At 41.2% G+C, this 25,880-nt stretch carries 22 protein-coding genes, 1 tRNA gene and 1 other annotated feature; of the genes, 3 read left to right on the forward strand and 20 right to left on the reverse strand.

The genetic code is table 11. The features are described from left to right. Nucleotides 1–40: 40 nt before the first annotated feature. The 6 genes from DWX73_RS04695 to infC all read right to left on the reverse strand — a co-directional run bounded on the left by DWX73_RS04695 (nt 41) and on the right by infC (nt 5,227). Nucleotides 41–1,894, reverse strand: coding sequence for an ABC transporter ATP-binding protein (locus DWX73_RS04695; RefSeq protein WP_118347334.1), 1,854 nt, complete (start codon nt 1,892–1,894; stop codon nt 41–43). Between the two features lie 6 nt (nt 1,895–1,900). Beyond that, nucleotides 1,901–3,673: an ABC transporter ATP-binding protein gene (locus tag DWX73_RS04700; RefSeq protein ID WP_118347336.1), complete on the reverse strand. Its 1,773-nt coding sequence runs from the start codon at nt 3,671–3,673 to the stop codon at nt 1,901–1,903. Between the two features lie 148 nt (nt 3,674–3,821). Continuing rightward, a tRNA-Leu gene (locus DWX73_RS04705) sits at nt 3,822–3,906 on the reverse strand. 186 nt (nt 3,907–4,092) lie between these two features. Further along, on the reverse strand, nt 4,093–4,449 hold the full coding sequence (gene rplT / locus DWX73_RS04710; protein ID WP_118347338.1) for a 50S ribosomal protein L20: 357 nt from the start codon (nt 4,447–4,449) through the stop codon (nt 4,093–4,095). 30 nt (nt 4,450–4,479) lie between these two features. Next, nucleotides 4,480–4,677: a 50S ribosomal protein L35 gene (gene rpmI / locus DWX73_RS04715; RefSeq protein ID WP_118347340.1), complete on the reverse strand. Its 198-nt coding sequence runs from the start codon at nt 4,675–4,677 to the stop codon at nt 4,480–4,482. Nucleotides 4,678–4,732: 55 nt separating this feature from the next. Further along, nucleotides 4,733–5,227, reverse strand: coding sequence for a translation initiation factor IF-3 (infC, locus tag DWX73_RS04720; protein ID WP_118347342.1), 495 nt, complete (start codon nt 5,225–5,227; stop codon nt 4,733–4,735). A gap of 370 nt (nt 5,228–5,597) precedes the next feature. Here infC and DWX73_RS04725 point away from each other — a divergent pair, with 370 nt between their 5' ends. Then, nucleotides 5,598–7,049, forward strand: a complete 1,452-nt coding sequence (locus DWX73_RS04725) for a L,D-transpeptidase family protein (protein WP_118347344.1) — start codon at nt 5,598–5,600, stop codon at nt 7,047–7,049. A 147-nt stretch (nt 7,050–7,196) separates the two neighbouring features. Further along, the gene (locus tag DWX73_RS04730) at nt 7,197–8,552 is read left to right on the forward strand and encodes a sodium-dependent transporter (RefSeq protein WP_118347346.1); all 1,356 of its coding nucleotides are present in this window, start codon (nt 7,197–7,199) and stop codon (nt 8,550–8,552) included. Between the two features lie 111 nt (nt 8,553–8,663). On the opposite strand, the gene DWX73_RS04735 is transcribed toward DWX73_RS04730, so the two are convergent. The 9 genes from DWX73_RS04735 to gltX form a co-directional block, all read right to left on the reverse strand. Next, nucleotides 8,664–9,527, reverse strand: a complete 864-nt coding sequence (locus DWX73_RS04735) for a DegV family protein (protein WP_118347349.1) — start codon at nt 9,525–9,527, stop codon at nt 8,664–8,666. A 67-nt stretch (nt 9,528–9,594) separates the two neighbouring features. Continuing rightward, a complete protein-coding gene (locus tag DWX73_RS04740; protein ID WP_118347351.1) occupies nt 9,595–10,950 on the reverse strand; it encodes a spore germination protein in 1,356 nt (451 codons plus the stop codon). A 60-nt stretch (nt 10,951–11,010) separates the two neighbouring features. Next, nucleotides 11,011–11,529 carry a deoxyuridine 5'-triphosphate nucleotidohydrolase gene (locus DWX73_RS04745; protein WP_118347377.1) on the reverse strand — a complete coding sequence of 173 codons (519 nt, stop codon included), beginning with the start codon at nt 11,527–11,529 and terminating at the stop codon, nt 11,011–11,013. Between the two features lie 28 nt (nt 11,530–11,557). Beyond that, nucleotides 11,558–12,046, reverse strand: coding sequence for an anaerobic ribonucleoside-triphosphate reductase activating protein (gene nrdG, locus DWX73_RS04750; protein WP_118347353.1), 489 nt, complete (start codon nt 12,044–12,046; stop codon nt 11,558–11,560). Then, nucleotides 12,046–14,166 (reverse strand): anaerobic ribonucleoside-triphosphate reductase, encoded by a 2,121-nt coding sequence (nrdD, locus tag DWX73_RS04755; RefSeq protein ID WP_118347355.1) that lies wholly within the window; start codon nt 14,164–14,166, stop codon nt 12,046–12,048. Before nrdD ends, nrdG begins: the two co-directional genes overlap by 1 nt. Nucleotides 14,167–14,330: 164 nt before the next feature. Next, a complete protein-coding gene (locus tag DWX73_RS04760) occupies nt 14,331–15,104 on the reverse strand; it encodes an ABC transporter ATP-binding protein (protein ID WP_118347357.1) in 774 nt (257 codons plus the stop codon). After that, nucleotides 15,091–15,978 carry an ABC transporter permease gene (locus tag DWX73_RS04765; protein ID WP_118347359.1) on the reverse strand — a complete coding sequence of 296 codons (888 nt, stop codon included), beginning with the start codon at nt 15,976–15,978 and terminating at the stop codon, nt 15,091–15,093. Before DWX73_RS04765 ends, DWX73_RS04760 begins: the two co-directional genes overlap by 14 nt. 51 nt (nt 15,979–16,029) lie before the next feature. Then, nucleotides 16,030–17,052: an ABC transporter substrate-binding protein gene (locus DWX73_RS04770; protein WP_118347361.1), complete on the reverse strand. Its 1,023-nt coding sequence runs from the start codon at nt 17,050–17,052 to the stop codon at nt 16,030–16,032. 135 nt (nt 17,053–17,187) lie between these two features. Next, nucleotides 17,188–17,440, reverse strand: a binding site (T-box leader). Nucleotides 17,441–17,543: 103 nt separating this feature from the next. Further along, nucleotides 17,544–19,196 carry a glutamate--tRNA ligase gene (gene gltX, locus DWX73_RS04775; protein ID WP_118347363.1) on the reverse strand — a complete coding sequence of 551 codons (1,653 nt, stop codon included), beginning with the start codon at nt 19,194–19,196 and terminating at the stop codon, nt 17,544–17,546. A 195-nt stretch (nt 19,197–19,391) separates the two neighbouring features. On the opposite strand from gltX, the gene DWX73_RS04780 reads away from it, so the two are divergent. After that, the gene (locus tag DWX73_RS04780) at nt 19,392–20,279 is read left to right on the forward strand and encodes a methyltransferase domain-containing protein (RefSeq protein ID WP_118347365.1); all 888 of its coding nucleotides are present in this window, start codon (nt 19,392–19,394) and stop codon (nt 20,277–20,279) included. 123 nt (nt 20,280–20,402) lie between these two features. Here the strand turns inward: DWX73_RS04780 and DWX73_RS04785 are convergent, their stop codons facing one another. From DWX73_RS04785 to DWX73_RS04805, 5 genes are all read right to left on the reverse strand, one after another. Continuing rightward, entirely contained in the window at nt 20,403–21,833 is a 1,431-nt protein-coding gene (locus DWX73_RS04785) for a cation:proton antiporter (RefSeq protein WP_118347367.1), read from the reverse strand. A gap of 96 nt (nt 21,834–21,929) precedes the next feature. Then, nucleotides 21,930–22,403 carry a GNAT family N-acetyltransferase gene (locus DWX73_RS04790; protein WP_118347369.1) on the reverse strand — a complete coding sequence of 158 codons (474 nt, stop codon included), beginning with the start codon at nt 22,401–22,403 and terminating at the stop codon, nt 21,930–21,932. 32 nt (nt 22,404–22,435) lie between these two features. Continuing rightward, entirely contained in the window at nt 22,436–23,761 is a 1,326-nt protein-coding gene (locus DWX73_RS04795; RefSeq protein WP_242996629.1) for an L-cysteine desulfidase family protein, read from the reverse strand. Between the two features lie 51 nt (nt 23,762–23,812). After that, nucleotides 23,813–24,226, reverse strand: a complete 414-nt coding sequence (locus tag DWX73_RS04800; protein ID WP_118347371.1) for an EamA family transporter — start codon at nt 24,224–24,226, stop codon at nt 23,813–23,815. A gap of 46 nt (nt 24,227–24,272) precedes the next feature. Beyond that, on the reverse strand, nt 24,273–25,676 hold the full coding sequence (locus DWX73_RS04805) for an AI-2E family transporter (protein WP_118347373.1): 1,404 nt from the start codon (nt 25,674–25,676) through the stop codon (nt 24,273–24,275). Nucleotides 25,677–25,880: the final 204 nt, after the last annotated feature.

Raw genomic sequence — 25,880 nt, forward strand, 5'->3', positions numbered from 1 at the left:
ATATCCTCCTGTCTTTATTCATCTGCATCTTTGAGGATAATTATACGCTTTTTTCAGAAAATTTTCTATGAATTCTTAACGGAATCTTTTTCCAGTTCTTTTCTGACTGGTGCGTATACAGATCATAATAATGACCTCTCTGTGCCATTAATTCTTCGTGGCTTCCCCGCTCAATAATATCTCCGTCTTGAACGACAAGAATAATGTCTGCCTGCCTGATCGTGGAAAGGCGGTGTGCAATGATAAAAGAAGTCCGATCCTGGAGCAGATAGTCAACTGCTTCCTGAATTAACTGCTCTGTCTCTGTATCGATAGAAGCTGTAGCCTCATCAAGAATGAAAATAGCCGGATCTGCCAATACTGCGCGGGCAAAAGAAACAAGCTGCTTTTCTCCTGTAGAAAGGGAATCTCCGCCTTCTCCAACATCACTATTCCACCCCTGTTCCAAATGTCGCACGACTTTATCCGCAGATACTCTTGCCGCTGCCGCTTTTACTTCCTCATCTGTTGCTTCCAAACGTCCATAACGAATATTTTCCATGACACTTCCGGAAAACAGATGTGGATTCTGAAGTACATATCCAATATGGCTGTGAAGCCATAACTGACTTCGTTCCCGGTAGTCTCGTCCATCAATTAAGATTCTGCCCTTTGTCGGTTCAAAAAATCTGCAGACAAGATTTACAATGGTGCTCTTTCCGGCTCCTGTTTCTCCAACAATTGCCACTGTTGTTCCTGCCGGTACTTTTAGATTAAAATCTTTCAAAATATATTCGTTTCCATCCGGATATTTAAAAGATACATGTTCAAACTCAATCTCCCCGCGGATTGGCTCAAAGTTTTCTGTTTTCGGTTCAAACACATCTCCATAAGTCTCTGTAACTTCTTTTGTATCGCGGATCTGCGGTTCCTCATCGAGAAGTCCCATTACCCGCTCAATATTCGCCTGAGCTGAAATTAATTCGGACAGGTTTCGGGCAATCTGCTGGATAGGCTCAAACAAATTGACCGCGTACGCCGTAAAAGCCGACAGTGTTCCGATCTCAAGCGCATGATCAAGCACCATCATTCCTCCATTCTTAAGAATGATTGCCGTAGCCACCGATCCAAAGAGTACGATCAGGGAAATATAGACCGCATTTAGTCTTGCCCCACGGATACCGCTCATTCTCATATCCGCTGTTACTTCCCGGAATTCCCGCGTGTTTTTTCCCTCAATCACAAGCGTTTTGGACGTCTTTGCTCCCATAATCCCTTCATTATAGGCGCTGGTAATTTTCGAATTCTGTTTTCGTATTCTTCTGTTCCAGTGCAGAATCCGTTTCTGAAAATATCCGGTCAGGAACACAATAAACGGAACAATCAGAATTACCCAGAGCGCCAATTTGAAATTCAAAAATGACATAGCGATCAGTACACCGATCACATAAGTCAGCGCCCATAAAATATCTACAAGATTCCATGCAATTAATCCGCTGATTCTTCCCGTATCGCTCATAACGCGGGCCAGAATATATCCTACCGGCGTCACATTATAATAAGAAAATGACAATGTCTGCAAATGTTTAAAACATGCAAATCTCATATCTCTTAAGAGATTCAGCTCAATCCTTGTAGAACCCCTTGTAAATACAATTACGCTCAGTGACTGTATTAGAATTACAACGCCATAAACAGCGGCGAATCTCCATATATGTTCTACCGTACCTGCTTCAATAAATTCATCTACTGCATACCGCTGAAACAGCGGCAACATAATATCGATAAGCGCACATACAAGATTAAAAAACAATACGATCGCAAATGTTTTATAAAATGGTTTAAAAAACGGAAGCAATCGTTTCCAGATTTTTAAATCAAATTCACTGCTGTATTCTTTTTCTTCTATCTTCATTGTCAATTACCTCCCTTCTTCCTGCTGTCCCATCTGAATATCATGGATCTTCCGATAAGTTCCTCCAAGTTCCATTAATTCTTCATGAGATCCCATTTCTGTAATTTTTCCATCCGAAAGTACCATAATCTTATCTGCCTGCATCAGCGTAGTAATTCGATGAGAGATCAAAATTACCGTCGCCTGATTCATCCGTTCTTTCAGCGCTGTACGAATCTTAATATCTGTCTCTGTGTCCACTGCTGAAAGCGAATCGTCAAAAATCATAATATCTGCATTTTGCATCAGCATCCGGGCAATCGCAACTCTCTGCTTCTGACCTCCGGAAAGTGTTACTCCCCTCTCTCCTACAATGGTGTCATAACCATCTGTAAAACTGTCGATGGCGCTGTCTACACATGCAATCTCACAAGCTTTCTTAATTTCTCCCAGAGTCGCTTCCTCCAATGTAATACCGATATTTTCCTGAATTGTCCGAGAATAGAGAAACGGTTCCTGCAGTACAAGTCCCACATGTTTTCTAAGATAACTTTTCTGAATATTTCGGATATCGGTATCTCCGATTAAAATCCTTCCTTCTCCTTCTTTCAATTCATATAAACTGTTAATCAAATGTACAAGTGTACTTTTACCGCTTCCTGTCGTTCCCAGGATGGCAAATGTTTTGCCTGCTTCAATAGTAAAATTCAAGTCTTTTACAATTGGCTGCCCCTCTTCGTATCCAAATGTCACATGTTCAAAATGAATATCCTGATTCATCGGAGGTGTGCATGCGCCCGGAGCATCTTTCTCTGATTCACTGTCTAATATGTATGCCAGACGGTCAATAGAAACTCCTGCTTTACTCATTTCCGAAAGTACACGGCCGAGACTTCTTACCGGCCAGATCAATGTCGCATTGTAAGACACCAACGCCAGAAATTCTCCCAGCGTAATATTTCCATTCACTGTTGAAATTGTTCCCAGTGTGATAATCAACATTACCTGAAGACCAGTAATCAAATCTCCTGTTCCCCAGTACAGACTCATAATCTTCCCAAGACGGATCCACATATTAGAAAAATCAATATTTTTTTCCTGAAACCGTTCCGTTTCATAACGCTCCCGTCCAAAAGCCCGAACGACACGGACACCAGTAAGGTTTTCCTGCACTTGTGTAGAAAGCCGTCCCTCCGCCTCATCTGCATCCAGAAATTTATTTCCAATCTTTCCATAAAAATAGCCGGAATAAAGCACAATAACCGGAATAAATATAATTGCGATCATCGTAATCTTCACACTCATTGAAAGCATTACACTGACTGAGAATAAAATCAAAAAGCAAATACGAAATACTTCCAGCAGCTGATTCGTGATAAAGTTTTTAACCACTTCTACATCCGAAGTACATCTCTGAATAATCTCTCCGGTCTGGTGCTTTGTATGCCACTCAAAAGGCAGCGTCTGGATATGTGCAAACAACGTATCTCTAAAATCTTTCACAAAATGCTCAGATCCTTTTGCGGTAAATGTTCTCGCCCAATAATTGCAAAGCATATTCAGACATGCGATGATAATAACCGCTGTTGCTGCGGCAGTCAGCATTGTCCCTGGATCAGCAAACACTTTCAGGCTCTGCGGAAGCGGCTCACTTCCGAGAATAGAATCTACACTCGTTCGAATGATCTGTGGAATAATCGCATTCAATACTGTATTGCCCATTGAAAATATAAGGGCTAATACAAAAAAATGTGTATTTCCTTTTAAAAAACGTAAGATAACTTTTGCCTTCCCCTTCATGATATCCTCCTTTTCACTTACCTTTTCTTATATATCATTTTACATAATATTTTTTGGATGCCAGCTGATCTTGACACGCAAAAGAATATTTATGTTTCATAAATGCACGAAAAAAGAGTATTGCATATGCAATACTCTTTTCATATAGTGCGGAAGATGGGACTTGAACCCACACGATCGCATTGATCACAAGATCCTTAGTCTTGCTCGTCTGCCAGTTCCGACACTTCCGCGTGCCTCATCGGTACTTGTATATAATACTATATATTCTTGCATATGTCAACTACTTTTTTAATTTTTTTTATTTTTTTCTGTAGCTGCTGTATGCAAAGGTTTGGGGCAATCCAACGACTCCCCGGAAGGGAGTCGCCCTCAAAACAATTTGACGTAAATCAAACCCCTATGAAGTTAAACTTCAATTAAGCTAATTTTGATTTTGCAGTCTCTGCTAAAGCTGCAAATCCCTGTGCATCATTTACTGCTAATTCAGCAAGCATTTTTCTGTTGATTTCAACACCTGCTAATTTTAATCCATGCATCATCTTGCTGTAAGATAATCCATTCATTCTAGCTGCAGCATTGATACGGGCAATCCATAACTGTCTCATCTGACGTTTACGCTGTTTTCTTCCTGCGTATGCACTTGTAAGTGCTCTCATTACAGACTGTTTTGCAACTCTATACTGTTTTGATCTAGCTCCTCTGTAACCTTTTGCCAGCTTTAATGTTCTATTGTGTTTCTTCTTTGCGTTCATTCCGCCTTTAATTCTTGCCATCTCTTAATCCTCCTTCAATCTTTCCATTACCTACAGATATGGTAAAATCTTCTTCATGTTCTTTACGTTAGTAGCATCTGTGATTGTTGCATGTCTAAGATTTCTTTTTCTCTTAGCTGATTTCTTTGTTAAGATATGGCTCTTATAAGCTTTGTTTCTTTTTAATTTTCCTGTACCTGTTACTTTGAAACGTTTTGCAGCAGCTCTGCTTGTTTTTATTTTTGGCATAATGTGTTCCTCCTTCATTTTGGTTCACTTTTGTAAACCTGTAAATAATTTATTTTTAACGTTTTTCAGTTAAAACCATACTCATGCTTCTGCCTTCAAGCTTAGCAGGTTTTTCAATAGATGCAACATCTTTCAACAATTCTGCGAAATCATCAAGAATATGCTTACTTGTCTGCATATGCGCCATCTCTCTTCCACGGAAACGAAGCGTAACTTTTACCTTATTTCCTTTTTCGAGGAATTTTCTCGCATTGTTCACCTTTGTGTTTAAGTCATTTCCTTCGATGTTTGGTGACAGACGCACTTCCTTTACTTCGACAGTCTTCTGTTTTTTCTTTGCTTCTTTTTCTTTTCTCGCCTGTTCATAACGATACTTTCCATAATCAATAATTTTGCAAACCGGCGGTTTTGCTGTCGGAGCAATTTTAACCAGATCCAGTTCCGCTTCCTGCGCAAGCTTCATAGCTTCTCTCGCAGACATAATCCCAAGCTGGTCTCCATTTTCTCCAATAAGACGGACTTCTTTGTCTCTGATTTGTTCGTTGATCATTAATTCGCTAATTGTAGTGCACCCCCATCATAATCTCTATGCTTTCATTACCAGGCATAAAAAAAGCGGATAGACAAACTATCCACATATACTTCCATAATACTATCCTTCTGTTCAGATACTATTATATCAATATCAAACCATTAGTCACTCACTTGTGCTAAGGTGAGAGTGGATACTCTGCTTTCTTTTCTCATGCACGTCATATATTATCACATACATATATAACTGTCAAGTGTTTTTCTAATTTTATATGAAATATTTTTTTAATCTTATTGAGATAATTGTGTGATAAATATATGCTATCGTAGATTATTATAAAGTACCTCTAATCAAAAATCAATTACATTCTATAATAGGAGATATTCTTATGAAACACTCTGCAAGAAAAAAAGCTTTACACCGCAAGCCTATGAAAAGAACAGCTAAACACCGTCAGCCTCATCCGGCTTATATGATTCTTTTTATACTGGCTGCTGTTTTTTATTTCGGGATGGCAATCTATTTTTCTTTTCATCTTCTTCCAGGTACAACAATTAACAACATTCCATTTTCTAACAATACATGTGAAAACGTCACAAAATATTTCCGTAATCAGATTCGTGATTATCAATTAACACTTCAGCTTGCAGATGGAAGCACCACAGTGATTGACAGCGCTTCCATTTCTCTTACTTATGATGGCAACAAGGCTATTCAGACGATCTTTGATGAACAGCCGGTATTCGCCTGGCCAGCTTATCTGTGGCGCACGCAGCATCTGACAGTCCCTTTAAATGTTACATATAATATAGAAGCAATGGATTCTGTGCTGCTCTCTTTCGTACCTCCGAGTCCGGAAGCACTCATCCCTTCTGCATCTGCTGAACCAGAATTTAACGGTGACACTTTCGTGATCAGACCGGAAGTCTATGGCAATGAGATAAATCCGGAACAACTCCGTAAAACGATTGACCATGCAGTTACCACGCTCACTCCAACGGTTAATCTGCTCGAACAGCATTGTTATCAGAAGCCGAAATATACCTCTAACTCAAAAGCTGTACAGGAAGCCTGTCGTATTTTAAATCAATACTGCAGCACTTCTATTACATACCAGATTGGCAATCAGACAGAAGTGATCGACAAATCTGTTATTTCCTCCTGGCTGACTTGGGATGAAAACATGAACGTCTCTGTGAACCGTGATGCAGTGACCGCATTTTATCGCGATTTTGGTACACGGTATGATACACTTCGTTCTGAACGTACTTTTACAACACCGACCGGCAAAAATGCCGTTGTCTCCGGAGGAACTTATGGCTGGTCTGTAGATGAGGCCGCTGAAATAGAATATACCCTCTCCATTCTTGAGAGCGGTCAATCTGTCACAAAAGAGCCCGCTTATGTGCAGACGGCTGCTGCCCATGCCAATCCGGACTGGGGTAATACTTATATCGAGGTAGATCTGACTGAACAGCATATGTGGTATCTTCAGAACAATAATGTTGTCTTTGAGTGTGATGTTGTAACCGGTGAACCCATTCCTGAAAAAGAAACACCGACAGGCGTTTTCTTTATCATGGAAAAACTCCGCAACAAAACGTTGATCGGCGCTCCGGATCCTATTACCAACGAGCCTTCTTACCGGCAGCCTGTTACATACTGGGCAAGAGTTACCGGAACCGGCATCGGATTCCATGATGCCGACTGGCAGACAGCTTTCGGAGGCTCCAGATATCTTTATTACGGTTCTCACGGATGTATTAATATGCGTCCTTCCGATGCTGCCGCCTTTTATGATATGATTTCTGTAGGAGATCCCGTCATTATTCATAACTGATGATTCGTGACGAATTCTCTGTAACTGATAATCACAATCCAAAACCAGAGCGAATTTAACATAACAAGATAAATTTGTCACTTGTTTGAACTTTCTTTTACTGTCATAATTATGTATTAGTACTAAATGAATGGGGGAAACATTATTATGAAAGAAAGAAGTAATTTTTCCAGCAAGATCGGCTTTGTTCTGGCAGCAGCCGGTTCTGCTGTCGGACTGGGGAATTTGTGGCGGTTCCCATATCTCGCCGCCCAATATGGAGGAGGCACGTTCCTTCTTGTTTATGTTATATTGGCGCTTACGTTTGGATTCACACTCATGATTGCAGAAATTGCAATCGGACGTAAGACAGGGCTCAGCGCAATCGGCGCTTTCAAAGCACTTGATAAACGCTTTAATTTTCTTGGAATCCTGGCTTCCATCGTTCCGATCATCATATTCCCATACTACTCTGTTATTGGAGGCTGGGTAATTAAGTATCTCGTGACATTTGCTCAGGGACAGGCGAACGCCGCCGCACAGAACGATTACTTTACAGGATTTGTGTCAACAGCCACTGAACCGGTTGTCTGGTTTTCCATTTTCCTTGGCATTACAGCAATTGTTGTTATGTTCGGTGTGGAAAAGGGTGTCGAAAATGTCAGCAAATTCATGATGCCGGTTCTTGTCCTGCTTACAATTGGAATCGCTGCCTATACTTGTACGATCGATGGCGCAGGCGAAGGCATCAAATACTACCTTCAGCCACATATGAAAGATTTTTCAGCGAAAACAATCCTCGCTGCTATGGGACAGTTGTTCTATTCTATGTCACTTGCAATGGGCATTATGGTTACATATGGTTCTTACATGAAGAAAGACAACAACCTGGAACGCTCTGTTCATCAAATTGAAATTTTTGATACCGGAATCGCATTTTTCGCAGGATTAATGATTATCCCTGCAGTATTTGCATTCTCAAACGGAGATACTTCCAATTTAAAGGCTGGTCCAAGCTTAATGTTCGTTACACTTCCAAAGGTATTCGACAGCATGAAAGCCGGCAATCTGATTGGATTCGTTTTCTTTCTGCTTGTATTATTTGCAGCATTAACCTCTTCGATTTCATTGATGGAGACTATCGTTTCTATCTTAATGGATAAATTCCACCTGAAACGCCGCACAACCTGTGCCGGTGTCGCAATCGGAGCATTAATCCTCGGTATCCCTTCTTCTCTTGGATTTGGCGTACTGAGTCATATTTCCTGGAGAAATATGACCATTCTTGATATCATGGACTTCATCAGCAACAGTATCCTGATGCCGATCGTTGCCTTCTTTACATGTATTTTTGTTGGATTTGTGATTTCACCAAAAGTCATTTCCGATGAGATCAAAACAACCAATGGACGCTTCAAATTAGAAAAAATGTTCACAATCATTATCAAATGGGTTGCACCTATTATTCTGGTATTGATTTTAGTAAGTTCTATCTTGAACGCACTTGGAATTTATACACTTTAATAGATATACTTTTTCAATATAATCAACAAAAGGCCGAAGATACAGTTCATTTCATCTTTCAACATTCTAACTGTATCTTCGGCTTTCATTAATTTCTCATATAAAATCTATTTATCTCTTCTCACCCATACAGAATACAGCAACTACCCCCGGTCCTGTATGTGTTCCGATCACAGTACCGATTCCGTTGATTACAACATCCTGAATTCCATATTTCTTTTGAATCTGTGTTTTTACATATTCTGCATCCTCCAGACAGTCCCCATGAGTTACCATTACAAGATCATTCTCATATCCTTCCATCTGTTTTCCCATCATATCTACAATCGTATTCAGGGCTTTCTTTCTTCCGCGCTCTTTACCAATTACAATAAGTTTCCCTTCATCATTCATATGAATAATCGGTTTAATCTGGACAAGTGTTCCAAGCACTGCTGTCGTTTTAGAAATGCGTCCTCCTCGATATAAATGATTTAAATCATCCACTGTTACATTATGACAAATATGAAGCTTATTCTCTTCCAGCCACTGTGCCAATTCCTCCAGTGTCATTCCTTCCCGCTGTTTCTTCAGCGCTTTCACCAGAAGCAGTCCCTGCCCCATACTTGCACAGAGTGAATCTATCACGATAATCTTAGCATCCGGATATTCTTCTGACAGCTCTTCTGCTGCAATTCGTTCACTATTATACGTTCCGCTTAATCCTGAACTAAATCCAATACAAAGAATATTCTTTCCTGCTTTTACAAATGGTTCAAAAAATTCTTTTGCCTGTTCCGGATTTACCTGGGAAGTCGTAGGCATGGATCCTTCCCGAAGCTTATCAAAAAATTCTTTTCCGGAAAGTCCCTTTCTGTCTTCATAAGTCTTGCCATCTAATACATAATTTAACTGGAGCACCGGAATTCCCTGCTCTTCCAGCATATGCTCCGGCAGATCTACTGTACTATCTGTTACGATGATAAAATCTCTCATGTTATTCCTCCCTGTATATATCTATGCACATTATACACGAAAACAAAGAGCTGGTACAGTTTTTCTTTTAATTCAACTTAATATTTAGATAATTGCGCCCTGACAGTGTTTTATTAAATGCAAGCGAACAAAAAATAATCACACATCCTATTCCAAAGCCTGCCACATTGAACATCGCTGTCAGTACGAGCAATAACAATCGCATAAATTTAAGCGCATAACCAAGTTCAAAATTAGGCTGCGTATAATTTGAAACTGCTACAAACGCCATATAAAGCATCACTTCTGAATTAAACCAACCGGATTTTACGGAAAACTCTCCCATCACAATACCGGCGATCACGCTGAGCGGCGTACTTAACATACTCGGCGTATTCATTGCCGCCAGCCTTAATCCATCAATACCAAGTTCCAGCATCAACATCTGATAAATGAGCGGAATATTAATCTCATCCTGCACTTGAATAAATGCGAACATATCAGGAATCCACTCCGGGTTCTGCATAAACAACAAGAACAGCGGCGTAAAGAATACCGTCAGAATTGTTATAATTGCCCTTGAAATCTTCAGATAAATTCCTGTCAACGTTGGAAAATAATAATCATTCGCCTCTTCAATCATATCAAGAATTGACGTTGGCAAAATCATTGCAGAGGGTGAGTTATCAACAAGAATCACAACCTTTCCCTCCAAAAGGCAGGCTGCCGCTGTATCCGGCCGTTCAGTAAACTTAAATTTAGGAAAAGGATTGAACCACTTCCGTTTAAACAATGCTTCTGCTAAACTCTGCTGGTTCATCCGAAGATCATCAATTTCAAGAGATTCGATCCGATTCAGCAGATTTTTCAATAACTCCTGATCCACTCTGTCTTCCATATAGCTTACTACAACGTCAGAACGGGAACTTTTTCCTACTTCCAGCATTTTCATCACAAGATGCGGATCTCTGATTCTTCTTCTCATTAATGCGGTATTAAATACAATTGTTTCTACAAACCCATCTCTTGATCCCCGGAGAGATTTGTCCTTGTCAGGTTCATCCACTCCTCTTGCCGGATAGGTGCGTGTGTCGATGGCAATACATTCTTCATAGCCGTCAATAAAAAGGCAGGTGACTCCTGAAAGAATATTTCGTATAATATCATCAAAATCATTTATAATATCTACTTCCACATAAGAAACAACCTTTTCTGAAAATGCTCTTGCAGAATCAGGCATATTTTTCTCTGTCACCGCAAAAAATGATGCCATAATCTTGACCATCGCTTCATCTTTCATAAAACCATCAATAAAATAAAAAGAAGACGCCCTGCCTCCGATCTCAATATCTCTTTGCAGCACGTCAAAACTTTCCTCAATTGGAAGCTGCATTGATAAATAGCGCCGGTTCTCTTCTATAAGTCTGCTAACTTTCTTCGCCATAGAACTCCTCCTCGAACTGTTGCTACTTATCATGCCCGCTTCTTTTCATTTTCATTCTCTTTATTTTGTTGTACTTCCGAATCCGCCATTTCGGATCTCGTCTGCATCATCATCTACTGTGATACCATACTCTACAAAAATTCCCTGCATAAATCCGGTTCCTTCCGGAATCTCGACCGTCTTGCCTTCCTTTGTATCATTTGTAATCTTAGCAAAAATATGCCCTTCATTATCTGAATAAAAATAATCACTGTCAATGATTCCGACGGTGTTGTTCAACTGTAAACGATACTTAAATCCAAGTCCGCTCCTCGGATAACATTTCAGCACCCAGTCATACTCCATTTCTACCCGGATCCCTGTTGGAATCTTAACTGTCTCGCCCGGTTTCAATGTGAAAGCAGCCGGCGCAAAAAAATCATATCCCGCGCTGCCTTTCGTAGCACGTTTCGGAAGCCGGATTGCCTCATAAATTTCACCAATCGGCTTCTGACCTTCCACAGCTTCTCCAAATGTATCTGTCCAGTCGGATTCAAACCGTTCTTTACTTACTTTATGAAATCTCGCAATTCTTTTCATGTCTGTTCTTTCCTCTTCTTCTATTGGGTTATGCATGCAGTACGACTGTTCCGGCTTTCAGCGTTGCAGGAACATCTATTACCCGCTGATTCGCACTTCCCTTCCAATGCAGGTTTGCATCAAACTTCTCGATCTGGAACTCCCCGTCTACAATTACATCTACATACTTAACAATTTCCATCGTTCTAATCTCTTCCCATGTACACCCTGTATAAAGCCAGATTGTTTTCTCCGGAAATTTTGTACGGATTTCTTTTGCCAGTTCTTTGATTTCATATATATTGTTTGCGTGAAGCGGATCTCCGCCGCTGAATGTAATTCCACTGACATAACTTTTCTCTAATTCATCAAAAAGTTCTTTCTTTGCAGACTCATCAAAAATAAGTCCGCTGTTCGGATCCCATGTGATCGGATTCTGACATTCTTTACAGCAATGATCACATCCGGATACCCACAGTACTACCCGGAGTCCGTCTCCATTTAACATATCATCCTTTGTGATATTATGATAACGCATTACATACTTTTCCTTTCCGCAATTTCTGCCATTTTCGCGTCATTCAGACGAGTATCGCCCTTTACGCGGGAATAGGATAAATATCCGTTCATCCGGTCAATTTTTGTTAGATTTGAACTTCCACAAACCGGACATACATCCATCGAAAGCTCTTCATGACCACAGTCATCACAGTAAGCCAATGACAGATTCACACCTTCATAAAATCCAAGTTCCATTGCACGGCGTACAAGTGATTTGATCGCCTCTTTATTATAATTGATCGGATATTTTACATACTGAATTTTCCCGCCATTGAGAAGATCCCAGAATCTTCCTTCCAGGTTCTGTTTTTCAATCGGCGTAATCTCTTCTGTTACATGACAGTGGAAACTGTTACTTACATATGGACGGTCAGAAACATTTTCAATGATCCCATATTTCTTGCGGAACTGCTGAACCTGAACACCACAGAGATTCTCTGCCGGAGTGCCGTAAATTGCATACAGATGTCCGTCTTCCTCTTTAAATTCATTAATGCGCTTGTTAATGTATTCCATTGTCTCAAGCGCAAAAGCACCGTCCTCCACAAGAGATTTCTTGTTGTGAAGCTGCTGCAGCTCATTCAGCGCTGTGATCCCAAAGGATGCTGTTGCGGATTTTAAAAGCGGTTTAATCTTATCATACAGTCCAAGATTACCACCGTAGAATCCTCCTTCACAATAAGCCAGCGGATTCGTTGACGCTTTCATTTCTCCAAGATATTCATAAGTACGAATATGGAGCTGGCGGATCAATTCCAGATAATAGTCAAGCACTTTGAAGAAATCTTTGCTCTCTTGTTTCGCTTTCGCATAAATCATCGGAAGGTGAAGACTGATCGCACCAATATTAAATCTTCCAACAAAAACCGGTTTATCATTATCATCTGCCGGACTCATGCCGCCTCTCTCATACCACGGAGAAAGGAATGCGCGGCATCCCATTGGGCTGATGACTTTTCCATAGCGTTTGTACATACTTGCCACATATCCCTTACCGGTCAGACTTAACCAATCTGGATACATTGTCTTACTGGAACACTCAATTCCCGCTTCAAATACATCTTCCAGTTCTTTCCCCGGTCCGTGAAGGTTCTCGTCATACAGAAATACAATCTTCGGGAATAATACCGGTTTTTTATGTCCCGGTTTTCCCTGTCCGTTTTGGCGCACTCTCAGCATCGTAATCGTTGCCAGCTTACCATACCTGGAAGTATTGATTCCGGCTGTTACCGTAATAAATGGATAATCACCACGGCTTGAAGATACGGAGTTAAATTTATACTCCCAGCCCTGGAATCCCTGTTCCATTTCCTTCTCGAGATCTTTCCATGCCATCTGCTGTACAACTTCTTCATCTAATCCCAGGCTTCTGTATTTTTCAATATATTTTTCATGAGACTTTCTCGCGTACGGTTCAAGAATATCATCCACGCTCGGAACAGTAAAGCCGCCATATTGCTGACTTGCAGCGCTCAGTACGATATCCCCGATAACATCAAATGCCGTATCCAGTGTCTTCGGTTCGTTATACCAGAGATTTCCCATCTCAAATCCGCCGGACAGTACATTCTGCACATCAAACAGACAGCAGTTCATTGTATCGCGTCTTGCAGACATATCATGAATATAAATATAACCGTCACGGATCGCCTGAACTTCCTCAACTGTCAGGAAGAACTTCTTGTAGAGTTCTTTATTCAGCTCATTAAAGATCAGACTCCGTTTTGTAGAAACAAGTGCGCTGTCCGTATTACTATTTTCTTTGTCTCCAATATACATAATCGACTGACTCTTCTTGTACACTTCATCCAGCATCTGAACAAAATCCTGCTTATAGTTGCGATAATCCCGATAGCTTTTCGCCACAAGCGGATTCACCCGCTCAAGCGCACCTTCGACAATATTATGCATCTGCGGAATATGTACTTCATCTACACCCATCTCTTTTACTTTTTCTTCCACAAAGCGACAGATATCCTGTAATTCTTCTTCTGTAAATTTTACAAGTACACGATAGGCAGACTTATTGACTGCCACAACAACCTTCTGTACATTAAACTCTTCTGCAGTACCGTCTTTCTTGATTACTTTCAGCATTGCCTTACTCCTTCCTCTCCTATAATCAAATCTATGATTCGTATATATTGTATACATTTCTACCTTTTAAGCACAATATAGTGTATAAAGACCATGTAATATAGTACCTTATACACTATAGGAAAGTCAATATACAAATGCACCAAAAATTTCACTGCTTCTGTCTAATTCCCGCATTCTATACTGATCTCATTAAATTGTTTTAGAATATCATCAATCGTAAGAACTGCCTTTTCCTTACCTTTTTTATCTAACACACACTGCCCCTGATGCATCATCAAAAGGCGGCTTCCATATTCCACCGCATAACGAAGATTATGAGTAACCATTATCGTTGTGATATGCTTCTCTTTCACAATCTGATCTGTCAACTCCATAATTAAGTCTGCTGTCTTTGGATCTAATGCTGCCGTATGCTCATCTAAAATCAGAAAATCAATCGGCGTCATAGTAGACATTAAAAGCGCCATCGCCTGACGCTGTCCCCCGGAAAGCGCTCCTACTTTTGTATCCAGTTTTTGTTCCAGTCCAAGATTTAACTGGCGAAGCAATTCCCGGTAATGTTCTATCTGCTTTCGGTTTGTTCCTCTTTGCAGTCCAAAAAAACTTCCTTTATGATCTGCCAACGACATATTTTCCAAAATCGTCATGTCCGGACAAGTTCCAAGCGCCGGATTCTGGTACACTCTTCCAATTCTGCGGCTGCGCCGGAACTCCTTTTCCTTTGTAATATCTTTCCCATTTATAAAAATTTTACCGGATTCCACCGGAATACTTCCACAGATAATGTTTAACATAGATGTTTTACCGGAACCGTTACTTCCGACAACCGAAACAAATTCTCCATCCTCAATCTGCAGATTAAAATGTTCAAAAAGGCACATCTCATTTAATGTTCCCGGATTATAATATTTGTCAATTTCTTTAAGCTCCAGCATGTTTCTTTACCCTCTTCTTTCTGTCCATACTAATGATTAAAATCACAAGAAACAGTACCGCTGTGATCAATTTCATATCCTGCGGCTCAAAATTCCGGATTGCCAGCGCTGCACAGGCTTTATAGATCACTGCACCGATCAGAACCGTTGTTGTTGTCTGAAGTAACGATATATTTTTAAACAGGCTTGTTCCGATAATCACGCTTGCCAGACCGATCACAATTGCTCCGGTACCCATAGAAATTTCAAAAACTCTTTCCTCCTGACAGAAAATACATCCAGCCATTGACACAAGTCCATTGGCAATCGCAAGTCCAAGAATCTTCACATTACCTGCATCTTTTGCAAGGGATGTAACAAGCGTTTCATTGTTACCAACCGCCCGCAGAAGGTATCCGGAACGGGTTTTCATATACAGATCAAGCAGGATTTTTGCAATCACTGCGATGATAACAATGATAAGCAATGTGCGATACGGAAGTAATCCTTTCGGAACAATCTTGTTCAGCAATTCATTGGAAAAAATGGTTTTCTGCGAAAACAGCGGAACATTTGACGTCCCTGCAATTCTGAGATTGATCGTCCAGAGCGCTGTCATCATAATAATTCCGGACAGCAGATCCCGCACTTTGCATTTCACATGGATCAGTCCTGTACAGATTCCTGCAGCTGCTCCTGCTGCAAAAGATATGAATAGTGTCAAAAATGGATTAAGTCCCCGCGTAAGCATTGCCGCACTAATGGCAGCGCCAAGCGGAAAGCTTCCGTCTACTGTCAGATCCGGAAAATCCAGTATTTTGTATGTGATATAAACTCCCAGCGCCAGAATTCCGTAAATGAATCCCTGCTCCAGAATTGATATGATCAGATTCATGTTGATTGTCCCCCATTCCTTCGATATCTGTTTTTCTACAGATTCTCCCTTCTATTTGGAAATTGTCTCGAACACTTCTGCTGCTCTTTCATTCAGTGACTCCGGAATCTGAATACCAAGCGTTTCTGCTGTTTCTGTGTTGATATAAAGACTGCTTCCTTCAATGACTTCTGCCGTCATTTCACTTGCTTTTGCTTCACCTTTCAACACTTTGGCTGCCATACGTCCTGTCTGCTTGCCAAGTTCCACATAATCCAGTCCCTCTGCTGCCAGGCATCCAAGTTTTACCTGTTCAATCTCACTTCCAAATACCGGAATACTTTTCTTCGTTGCTTTTTCTAAAATTGTGGTAAGCGAGTTTACTACTGTATTGTCTGTCAGATTTGTCATGCAGTCTACTTTTGATAACAGACTTTCCGCTGCCAGAGGAATATCTGCTGTTGCTGTAATACCTGCCTTTTCAATCGTAAATCCATACTCCGGCGCCAATTTTTCATAAGTTTCAATGGCTGAAATAGAGTTCGCTTCACTTGTTGTATACATAATTCCAATGGTCTTCGCCTCCGGAAGCATCTCTCGGATCATTTTCAATTGTTCTTCAATCGGAAGCTGATCGCTCGTTCCTGTCACTTCTCCAACCGGATTTCCTTCCTCATCTGTCAACTGCGCTGCTGCTGTATCTGTCACAGCAGTATAGATTACCGGAATTCCCATATCCATGGCTGCATTATAGGCTGTCTGAGCGCTCGGTGTTGCTATGGCGCAGATCAGATCTGCCTGATCCGATACAAATGTATCTGCAATCTGTCCTGCCGTTCCCATATCTGCTGCTGCATTTTTATAAGTAACGGTAAGATTCTTTCCCTCTTCAATTCCTTCTTCTTTCAGACCTTCCAAAAAGCCTTCCCGACAATTATCAAGAGAGCCATGCTCTGCAAACTGTGAAATTCCGATCTGATATTCTTCTGCCTTGCTTTGACTGCCCTTTGCTTCATTTTTTGCATTTCCGCACCCTGTGAATACTCCCATTGTGAATGCTGCTGCCAATAAAATTGCTGTTACTTTTCTCTTCATAATTCATTCTCCTTCTTTATTCTGCATTTTCGCGTTTTGCCAACCAAAGAGTTCTATGCCTCACTCTCTGATTCATGTCAGTTCAGAAGGGGCTGTCAATGGTCGATACAACGAAAAAACCGCCCCAGGCTATTCGCCTGAGACGGTAATAAAATCTTATTATCGCGGTACCACTCAACTTGACAATCTGTCCACTCTCTCATGTACTAACATACATTCCTAATTGGTAACGGGTTCGGTTCCCGTCAGCGTCTACTTAAATGAAATCTCATCTGTTCAAGCTGCCCTCGAAAGTCCATTCAGTCATCTGCTCTATACAGCAATCCCACCATCTGCTGCTCTCTGTGATATCGCCTGATCACTTACTCCTCTTTCTCAACGGTTTTTCTATGTTCTACACTTTACCACGGTAAATTATATTTGTCAATATATCTTATGCAATTTTCTGAAAATGTGTGTCTGCACAGCATTTTTTCAAAACAATATCTCAATTATTTTAATTTCTCAATGCAGGCACGCACACGGGCTTCAAAAATGTCTTTGCCGACAAACTGAATAATAGAATACAGATCCGGCGTATTTTTATGTCCTGTTACCGCAACGCGGAGCATACCGCAGGCGTCTGCGATCATTCCTTTATACGCTTCCGGATTCGCCTTATATTCCTTCTTATTTGCACAGTAGTTTTTCGCTCCTGCGATTACTTTCACATCTTCAAACCATTTTTCCGCATCTGTATCAAACTCATACCCTTCCAGATAAGCGTCCAGAAGCTCAATAATGTCTTCTTTCGGTCTTGTCTCGTCAAATTCATAGGCATCAATCGTCTTCTCCAGATTGTAGAGGTATGGATACATTTCTGACAGATCAGACCATTTTCCAACGTCACGGCGCACTTTATTACCATTATATTTCCAAAGCTTAATGCTGCCTTTGAACTTTTCCTCATCGGCTTCAATGATTGCTGAAAGTTTCTCATCGTAGTTTGCTGCCCAGGCTTTGATTTCTTCAAATAACTGCTCTTCTGTCTTCTCTGCAATGACGCGCTTGCTGATATCATTTAATTTCACAATGTCAAACAGCGCTCCGCTGACACTCATTTTGGAAAGTCGGAATTCAAATTCAGAATTATCTGCCTCCGGATTATCACGTCTCCACTCTTCATAGTCAGAGTTGGCAATCGTCAGCATATATTCTATCAGAGATTCCTTCGGATATCCCTGCTCACTGTAATAGCTCACTGCTGCTTCCGGATCTTTTCTCTTACTGAGTTTTCTCTTAGAACCATTCTCGCTCTTCATAATCGGAGCAATATGCGCATAAGCCGGAAGCGGGAAACCAAATGCTGCAAATAACTGTTCGTGGATCGGATAAGAAGAAATCCACTCATCTCCGCGGATAACGTGTGTTGTTCCCATCAGGTAATCGTCGATAGCATGGGCTGCATGGTAAGTCGGAATCCCATCTGTCTTTAAGAGCACAACATCATTGATGTTCTCCGGCAGTTCAATATCTCCTTTGATCAGGTCATGGCAAACTGCCTTCTTCTCTTTATCCCCATTGGAACGAAGACGCACAACAAACTTATCCCCACGTTTTACTCTCTCATAAGCTTCTTCCGGAGATAACTTTCTGCATGCGGCGTATTCTCCGTAATAACCCATATCTTCTTTCTTCTCTTCCTGCTCCTTACGGATTGCAGCAAGCGCTTCTTCTGTACAGAAGCACGGGTATGCTCCGCCTTCTTCCATCAGACGTTTCACATAGGCACGATAAATCTGTTTTCTGTGACTCTGAATATACGGACCATAAACGCCTCTTTCCGGTTCAAAAGGTCCCTCGTCAAACTCAATCCCATACTGATGTAAAGCAGAAACAATCTGTCCGATTCCGTCTTCAATCTCACGCTTCGCATCGGTATCTTCAATTCTTAAATAAAACACACCGTCAGACTGCGCTGCCATTCTCCATGAAACAAGTGCTGCATACAGTCCTCCTACATGCATATATCCTGTCGGGCTTGGTGCGAATCTTGTCACACATGCCCCCTCTTTTAAGTTTCTTCTTGGATAAGCAGCTTCAATCTCTGCTGCCTCTTTCTCTACATCGTCAAAAATCAACGCTGCAACTTCTCTCCAGTCCATTTATCTTCCTCCTAAAAATGATTTTACTCATTGCTATTCACTTCTGTTATTGTAGCAAATATCGTTCCGATTTAAAAGGATTTTTTCGGAAACATGTAAAAGGCTTTTTATTAAATTGCATTCTCACCGCTCTATAGTATAATAATCATATACATTATTTCAAAAGAAACAAAAATATGACAAGGAGATTTACTTATGTATCATGAACTGCTTAACCTGATCGAATGTCCGCTTTGCAGGTCAAAACTGACGCTAAGCACTGCAAAGATGTCAGAAGAGGAAATCATCGAAGGCACGCTTATCTGCAATGAAGGTCATAGATTTTCTATACGCAATGGCGTTGTAGACTTCTGTTCTGAAGAACAGTCTCTCATAAATCAGTGGAGTGAAGCATACAAAGAAATGGATTATGAGGCATATGATGCCCACATTGAACAAATGAAATCTTCCCGTGAAAAAGAACTTCAGCAACTTGTGCTCAATCAGTTTATCCGGGAAATTTGTCCTCTGAAAGATAAAGTAGTTGTTGATATTGCCTCCGGAAGAGGAATGCTGCTCACTGCGCTCGCGGCATGCGCGGACGCCTCCTTACGCCTCATCGCCACAGACCTGAGCTTTGAGGTGCTCATGTACGACCGCCTGAAATTAAAAAAGAGGAATCCTAAACTTCGGGCGAATTTTATCGCATGCGATGCAGCGAATCTGCCCCTGAAGTCTCACTGTGCAGACCGCACCGTATCATTTTTCGGCATCGCTAATATGCTTGACAGTACAGAACACGGAATCCGTGAGGCAGCACGCATCTTAAAAACAGACGGCGCACTCTTCAATGCATTTCTGCACATCCAAGAAGCGTCTCAAGGGTTCGAGGCTGTCCGGAAGTTTTATGCAGAACACCAGAGCCCCGGAGCCGAGACCGTGTATTTGCCGGAAATTGCAGCTCGTATGCACGAAAACCATTTTGCAAACGTACAGTGTGAAATTGTCTGTGAAGATATTAAAGATTCCGCAGAAAGCGCTCTGGATCTTCTTCCTTATCCCGGAGAATGGTTTGCATATGTCATCTATCGGTGCTCCATTTAGAATGTTTGATCACCGCAAGCTGAAACTTTCTCTTACCGAAAAAAAGCTCCTGCTTTCAGATCTGACCGATCTGTCTGCAAGAGCTCTTTTTGTTACAGCTTTTTGCTTATCGCCGCTTTTTGCTTAATGATTTTTCTTTTGATTCTGTGATTCTTCTTTCCTGCCATGTCGTTCCATCTGCGCAATCCTCTTCTGTTCAGCTGCCCAGGCTTTTGCTTCTTCTTTCATCTCTTCTTCCGCAAGCGCTTCTGCTTCCGCTGCCTCCGGCGAGCCAACCGCTGCAAGTTTATTTGCACGGCGCTTAATTACTTCTTCCGATTTTGGCTTAATATCTCCTGCAGCTGCCAGAGCTTCTCTTGTCATAAGCGGTCCGACAATTTCATAAACAAGTACTGCAAACAGTGTAATGTTTCTGATCAGAGCGCCTTCTTCCCCTAATTGCATCGCTGTTGCACACATTCCAAGCGCAACTCCTGCCTGCGGGAACAACGTGATTCCAAGATATTTACAGATCTGCGGCGCACACTTCGTCGCGCGCGCACTGATATATGTACCAAAATATTTTCCAATGCAACGAAAGACAATATATACGATTCCAATGGCAACAATCGCCCAATCTCCAAATACACCAAGTTCCAGTTCAGAACCACTGATAACAAAAAACACTGCAAATAGCGGGGAAGTCCATTTATCTGCCGCTTTCATAAGATCTTCCGACAGATCGCATGTATTGCAGAAAACGGTTCCAAGCATCATGCAGACTAACAGTGAAGAAAATCCAACATGTACCGGTCCAATCTCAAATTGAATCATGGAAATGGAAACCGTCAGAAACACAAATGCAATTGTCATATTCAAACGGTTTGTATTTGAATAGAACATTTTTTCCATCTGTGTCAGAATCCATCCCATAACTGCTCCAAACAAAATCGACAGTGTAATCTCAACAAGCGGGTTAATAAAAATTGAAACAAAATCCACAACTCCGCTCATAAGTGTCTTTGCTATTCCAAAGCTGACGGCAAATACAATTAGACCAACCGCATCGTCAAGTGCAACAATTGGGAGCAGCAGATCTGTTAAAGGTCCCTTCGCTTTATACTGACGCACAACCATCAAAGTAGCTGCCGGAGCCGTTGCTGTTGCAATTGCCCCAAGTACAATGACCTGTGGAAGTGTCAGCTTATCCGGCATCATGAAATGCACCGCAAATAGCGCTGCATCAACACAGATCGTTGCACCGATTGCCTGAATAATCCCAATGGAAAACGCCTGTTTTCCAATCTGTTTGATCTCCCCAAGCCGAAATTCATTTCCAATAGAAAATGCAATAAATCCAAGCGCTACTTCTGATAAAAGTGACAGCATTTCTACCTCATGCATAGAAGTAAAACCAAGCCCGTGAATTCCAAGCCCTCCCAGACAGTAAGGTCCAATCAATACACCTGCGATCAAATACGCTGTCACATCCGGCAGTCTCATTTTCGTAAATACTCGCGTCATCAGAAGACCTGCCAACAACGCAATTGATACATTCAATAATACATAACTCATTTTTCTCATTCCTTTATTTCTATACTTCGTGTCTGAATCACAAGTATACGCCTGAACACACAAAAACACAAGGAAGAAAAATTATTTTATTTACCGCTATTCTAAAATCAGTTCCATGTGCGTTTTCTTTGGTTTCATTCCCATTTTTTCATAAAAATGCTTCGCACTCTCATTGCCTTCCCACACATTTAATGTCACTTCATAACATTCCAGGCGTTTTGCCTCCTGTTTAACAAATTCAAACAACTGTCTGCCAATATGTTTTCCCCGAATTGTACTGTCTACACAGAGATCATCCACATACAAAATCCGGAACGGAATCATATTATTAGACTGTATCGGTTCCTGAATTTTACAAAATGCGTATCCAAGCACCTCATCATTCTCATCAGCTGCCACATAAACAGGTTTTTGCTCATCCGTAATTTTTACTTTTAATTCTTCATCAGTATATTTGGTTGTTCCCGGAATGAAAATATCCGGACGCAGATTTGCATGGATATCCAACACCTGACTTAGTAACTCTTTTATTTTTTTAATATCTTTTTCTTCTGCTCTTCTGATTTCCATAGTCGTTTTCCTTTTTTATCCATATATAATTGCTATGACTTCGCTTCCATAATTTCCAAAATTACAGTATCCGTATCTGCCATACCTTTTTTCCCAATAAGCGCCATGTTAGAAATGCATTCTTCCGGAGTATTTCCGCAAATACCATCACTTGCCCTGAGCGGTGCATCATAAACTGCGGTAATTGCTGACATGAGTGCTGCCGTCGATCCTGTTGCTACTTTCATGGAACATCCTACCTTTCCGCCGTCGCAGAGCATTCCGGTTACCGTTCCTGTCATATTGCGAACCGCATATCCGATCTGCTCATTTGTCCCTCCGAAAAGATATGCCATTCCTGCCGCCGCTGCTGTTGATGCTGCCATTACACAAGTACACATCGGTGATAATTTTCCAATCTTTGCATTGATATAACGATTCACAAGATGAGAAAGCGCAAGTGCGCGCACCTCCTGCTCCGGTGATGCTCCAACCGCCATCGCCGTCTCACTTACCGGCAGAATTGCAACCAGACCTTTTGTTCCCGCACCGGAACTACTCATCGTAGGAAGCGGGCAGCCATCGAGACGACTCTCTGCCGCTGAAGCAACTTTCGTAATGATCCGCGCCATCAGGTCATTCCCAAGAAGAGCTTTCCCTGATATTTCTCCAGTCCCCTTTTCTTCTGAGCGAAATGCATCTGCAATCCCAACACCTGCTTTCTCTGTCTCAGAATATTTTGCAAGTTTTTCATTCATTTCCACACCATCAAGCAAAAAATGCAGTTCTTCTTCCGTTACCGTGTCAACCAGATCCCGCATGTCTGAAATCCGCATCTGACAGAGCTTCTCCACAAGTGGATTCTCTCCCCCTGTACTTCCATTCACTGCCTGTTCCAGAATTGATCTGCCATTTTTCGCAAGGTACACTACGTTTGTATGTGCACCTCGTATTTCGCAGTTGGATGTTTCTTTTCCGGAAGTCATTTCACAACACACAAAAATACTCTTCTCCTCCTTGGCAACTTTAACATGTACCTGATTTTTTTCAATCAGTTCAAATGCCTGTTTCAGTGTATCATTCGTGACATCTTCTAATAATTCCAGTCCCTTTTCCGGATTTTTCAGAACTGCTCCCAGTGCTGCCGCATAGGGAAGTCCCACTTCTTTGCAGTTTGGAATTCCTGCTGACATACCGTTCTTGTAAATCCCTGCGTTTACCCTGATTTCTATCTGTTCCGGCATTTCTCCCAGAACTTTTCCGGCATTTGCCGCACAGAGCGCAACACAAACCGGCTCTGTACAACCAAGAGCCGGTATCACATCTCCTTTAAGTAAGGTCAGCATTTCTTCTTTTGTCATTTGAATCTGTCTTTTCATATTTTATTACCTCATCTGTTCCTGCTCGCATTTATGTGTTATTTCATTTGTTTATAACACCATGAGCAATGTTCCGGCACAAATCAGTACACAGCCAATCAACGATTTTGCTGTGAATGTTTCATGCAAAAAGACAAATGCCAGAACCAGTGTGATTACAATACTTAATTTGTCAATGGGCACAACTTTTGACACTTCGCCAATCTGAAGCGCCCTATAATAACACAGCCAAGATGCCCCTGTTGCCAAACCGGATAAAATCAGAAACATCCAGCTTTTCTTGCTGATTTCTGAAATTCCGCTCTGCGCATTCGTTAGGAACACCATTCCCCATGCCATAAATACCACTACTACTGTTCGGATTGCTGTGGCAAGATTGGAATTGACTCCATTAATACCAATCTTTGCCAATATCGACGTGAGCGCCGCAAACACTGCTGACAAGATCGCAAATAAAAACCACATTCTACCACATCCTTATTTCTTTTGCATAACAAGCTCTATTTCATGCTTAATTTCTTTCCTGTTCCTGCTGTACTTCTTCCTGCTCTTCTACCGGTACATATGTCCCATCATCTGTTACATAACTCTTATTATCATAACACTGCGTTCTTGTCGGCAGATTCCGTTTCTCTAATTTATAATTAATCAGCATCTCAACAATATAGTAAATGACCGCAAATGTCGGAACACCCATTACCATTCCGATAAATCCAAAAAGTCCTCCGCCAAGCAAGATAGAAAAAATAACCCAAAAAGCTGACAAACCTGTAGAATCTCCGAGAATTTTCGGTCCGATCACATTCCCATCCAACTGCTGCAGCAGCAAAATAAAAATAGCAAAATACAAACCTTTTAACGGCTCTGCTAACCCGATCAGAATAATACAAGGAATTGCTCCGATATATGGTCCAAAGAATGGAATCACATTTGTTACACCTACGATCACGCTGACAAGCAATGCATATGGCATTTTCAGAATTGCTGTTCCTATGTAACAAAGTACCCCTATGATCATAGAGTCAATTACCTTTCCGATCATGAAGCCGCCAAAAATCTGATTACTTTTTGTAACAATATGGAGTGTCAGATTGGCATGCGGAGGTGTCATTAATGCGTAAACCGCCTTTTTTGCCTGCGCGCTGAATTTTTCTTTACTAAATAATACATATACAGAAACAATAATCCCAATCAAAACATTCATCACTTCATTCACAATGTTAATGACTCCTGATGTTAAATTGCTCATAAGGATATTCGTCTGACTTAGAAGATCTGTCCTCAGCCAATTCTGCAGTGCTTCTGTTCCCTCCCGCAAAGCCTGATTGAAAATTTTTCCTGTTGTAGAATCATCAATCTGAATCTCATTTAGCCATGCAAGTCCTTCATTCAACTGATCCGGAAGTGTGTAAACCATATCGCGGATACTTGTATAAAGCTCCGGAATTACCATGTTGCAAAGCGTTGCCACTATCGTAAGGCCGATGCAAATTGAAGCAATAATTCCTGTTGTTCTGCTAATCTTCTCAATTGCTTTTTGCTTCTTTGTATAAATCTTTAAAAGTGGCTGCAGTAATTTTTCAATTTGCTTACACAATGGATTCAATAAATAGGCAATAACCAATCCGTAAATGATCGGTTTCGATACTTCCACAATCTTACCAATTACGCTGGACAGATTGCTTACTCTCAACAACGCAAAATAGAACAAAATTGCAGCTGCAATTACGAGAAAACTCGTCATACCTCTGCTAAATTGTTCCCGTATTTTGGACGGACCTTTCCCTTTCAGATTCGGGCGCTTCTCATAGTATGCTTTTTCGCGCTCGTCTTCTCCGTCATTTATTTTTCTCTCTGCAGCAACGGACTGCTGCTCTTTTTCCAATTCTTCTTGATTTTTGCTTGATTTTTCCATATATTTCACCGATGTCCCCTAAAGGTGCCTCCTTCCAACTGTCTCCGCTTATTATAACGCGCTGATTCTAACCGAGTCAACCAGATAATGAAAGAGGGGCTGTCGGTTAATACCGATTTTTAGCTTCTAAATCTTAAAATAAGAATCTCCTGTAGAAATCAGTGTTTTTATACCTGATTTTCTACAGGAGATTCTTATTTTTTT

The sequence above is a fragment of the Coprococcus sp. AF21-14LB genome, assembly GCF_003458885.1.
Taxonomy (GTDB): domain Bacteria; phylum Bacillota; class Clostridia; order Lachnospirales; family Lachnospiraceae; genus UBA9414.

Coding starts and splice junctions, on each gene's coding strand:
- DWX73_RS04695 (WP_118347334.1), bottom strand. CDS start 1,894: ATGAAGATAGAAGAAAAAGAATACAGCAGTGAATTTGATTTAAAAATC.
- DWX73_RS04700 (WP_118347336.1), bottom strand. CDS start 3,673: ATGAAGGGGAAGGCAAAAGTTATCTTACGTTTTTTAAAAGGAAATACA.
- rplT (WP_118347338.1), bottom strand. CDS start 4,449: ATGGCAAGAATTAAAGGCGGAATGAACGCAAAGAAGAAACACAATAGA.
- rpmI (WP_118347340.1), bottom strand. CDS start 4,677: ATGCCAAAAATAAAAACAAGCAGAGCTGCTGCAAAACGTTTCAAAGTA.
- infC (WP_118347342.1), bottom strand. CDS start 5,227: ATGATCAACGAACAAATCAGAGACAAAGAAGTCCGTCTTATTGGAGAA.
- DWX73_RS04725 (WP_118347344.1), top strand. CDS start 5,598: ATGAAACACTCTGCAAGAAAAAAAGCTTTACACCGCAAGCCTATGAAA.
- DWX73_RS04730 (WP_118347346.1), top strand. CDS start 7,197: ATGAAAGAAAGAAGTAATTTTTCCAGCAAGATCGGCTTTGTTCTGGCA.
- DWX73_RS04735 (WP_118347349.1), bottom strand. CDS start 9,527: ATGAGAGATTTTATCATCGTAACAGATAGTACAGTAGATCTGCCGGAG.
- DWX73_RS04740 (WP_118347351.1), bottom strand. CDS start 10,950: ATGGCGAAGAAAGTTAGCAGACTTATAGAAGAGAACCGGCGCTATTTA.
- DWX73_RS04745 (WP_118347377.1), bottom strand. CDS start 11,529: ATGAAAAGAATTGCGAGATTTCATAAAGTAAGTAAAGAACGGTTTGAA.
- nrdG (WP_118347353.1), bottom strand. CDS start 12,046: ATGCGTTATCATAATATCACAAAGGATGATATGTTAAATGGAGACGGA.
- nrdD (WP_118347355.1), bottom strand. CDS start 14,166: ATGCTGAAAGTAATCAAGAAAGACGGTACTGCAGAAGAGTTTAATGTA.
- DWX73_RS04760 (WP_118347357.1), bottom strand. CDS start 15,104: ATGCTGGAGCTTAAAGAAATTGACAAATATTATAATCCGGGAACATTA.
- DWX73_RS04765 (WP_118347359.1), bottom strand. CDS start 15,978: ATGAATCTGATCATATCAATTCTGGAGCAGGGATTCATTTACGGAATT.
- DWX73_RS04770 (WP_118347361.1), bottom strand. CDS start 17,052: ATGAAGAGAAAAGTAACAGCAATTTTATTGGCAGCAGCATTCACAATG.
- gltX (WP_118347363.1), bottom strand. CDS start 19,196: ATGGACTGGAGAGAAGTTGCAGCGTTGATTTTTGACGATGTAGAGAAA.
- DWX73_RS04780 (WP_118347365.1), top strand. CDS start 19,392: ATGTATCATGAACTGCTTAACCTGATCGAATGTCCGCTTTGCAGGTCA.
- DWX73_RS04785 (WP_118347367.1), bottom strand. CDS start 21,833: ATGAGTTATGTATTATTGAATGTATCAATTGCGTTGTTGGCAGGTCTT.
- DWX73_RS04790 (WP_118347369.1), bottom strand. CDS start 22,403: ATGGAAATCAGAAGAGCAGAAGAAAAAGATATTAAAAAAATAAAAGAG.
- DWX73_RS04795 (WP_242996629.1), bottom strand. CDS start 23,761: ATGAAAAGACAGATTCAAATGACAAAAGAAGAAATGCTGACCTTACTT.
- DWX73_RS04800 (WP_118347371.1), bottom strand. CDS start 24,226: ATGTGGTTTTTATTTGCGATCTTGTCAGCAGTGTTTGCGGCGCTCACG.
- DWX73_RS04805 (WP_118347373.1), bottom strand. CDS start 25,676: ATGGAAAAATCAAGCAAAAATCAAGAAGAATTGGAAAAAGAGCAGCAG.